We start from the raw sequence: 823 nt of genomic DNA, 5'->3' as shown, positions 1-823 counted from the left end.
ATTCTGCGGCGTGACAACCGACGGGTTCCCGGCTAAAGCCAGTCCGACGGGGTACGCGATCCTTCGGTAGGACCGGCTTCAGCCGGGAAGAGGCCAGTCGCATCACCCACATTTCTATGGCGTGACAACCGACGGGTTCCCGGCTAAAGCCGGTCCTACTCGAGCAACCACTCACAACTCCACAATGGATACTCGTCCCGCTGCCTCACCAGACCTGCCCGTATGGGGTTGTTTACAACATAGCGAGCCATCTCGACGAGGTCCTCTTCAGCCCGCACTGAGTGATCGTGGTAACCCTTCTGCCATGTGAGTATTTTCGCATCGTGAGCCTTGTTTACTTCGAACGCACTTCTGCCCTTGAGCGCTTGCATGAGCGTGGGGAGCGATTCTGACTTAAGTTCGAACAGCCAATGCAAATGGTCGGGCATAACCACCCAAGCCATGGAACGAACACAGTTTGAGGAGTGCAGGCGCTCCATTTCCGTGACCACCCTGCGGCCTATCTGAACATCACTGAATATCGGCAGGCGATCCTTTACCACAGTGGTCACGAGATAGACGGTGCCTGGCTGGGAAAATCTACCGACGCGTAAAGATCGGGCATGTTTGAGTTGCTGCATTCCATTGCTCCTCTTTGTGTGAGGACAAACAATAAAAGCAAGGGGCAGTTTTAAACATCACGAGTAGTTGTCGTGAGATTTCTAGCGGATGGCGATCAGTAGGACCGGCTTCAGCCGGGAATTGGCCAGTCGCATCACCCCAATTGGGTGGTATGACAACCGACGGGTTCCCGGCTAAAGCCGGTCCTACGGGGTACGCGATC

General features: G+C 55.2%; 1 protein-coding gene. It reads right to left on the bottom strand.

The window, feature by feature from the left end; all coding sequences use genetic code 11:
• Positions 1 to 155 precede the first annotated feature (155 nt).
• Positions 156 to 620, bottom strand: a complete 465-nt coding sequence (locus BMZ10_RS18015; protein ID WP_093465227.1) for an REP-associated tyrosine transposase — start codon at positions 618 to 620, stop codon at positions 156 to 158.
• Between the last annotated feature and the right edge of the window lie 203 nt (positions 621 to 823).

This window comes from Pseudomonas sp. NFR16 (genome assembly GCF_900108875.1).
In the GTDB taxonomy this organism is placed as follows: Bacteria; Pseudomonadota; Gammaproteobacteria; order Pseudomonadales; family Pseudomonadaceae; genus Aquipseudomonas.
This window is presented reverse-complemented; position numbering and strand designations above follow the sequence as displayed.

Coding starts and splice junctions, on each gene's coding strand:
- BMZ10_RS18015 (WP_093465227.1), bottom strand. CDS start 620: ATGCAGCAACTCAAACATGCCCGATCTTTACGCGTCGGTAGATTTTCC.